The 217-nt window shown below is 67.7% G+C and carries 1 protein-coding gene; it reads left to right on the forward strand.

The window, feature by feature from the left end:
• The coding region (locus C3488_RS39880; RefSeq protein WP_146068050.1) for a transposase at positions 1–209 on the forward strand (209 nt) is incomplete at its 5' end.
• Between the last annotated feature and the right edge of the window lie 8 nt (positions 210–217).

The following is a 217-nucleotide window of genomic DNA, read 5'->3' on the forward strand; positions in this document are numbered from 1 at the left end:
GCGGCATCCGCCCGGCGATCGCCGAACGGGGCCAGCCTCACGGTTCTGGCCCGGGCATCTTCCGTTGGGTGGTCGAGAGGACGATCGCCTGGCTGCGCGGCTTCCGTCGCCTGCGCATCCGCTGGGAACGACGCGACGACATCCACGAAGCCTTCCTCGGCCTCGCCACCTGCCTGATCACCTACCGCCACGTCCAACGCCTTTGTTAGGACCTCTT

Source organism: Streptomyces sp. Ru72, assembly GCF_002920635.1.
Lineage (GTDB): Bacteria > Actinomycetota > Actinomycetes > Streptomycetales > Streptomycetaceae > Streptomyces.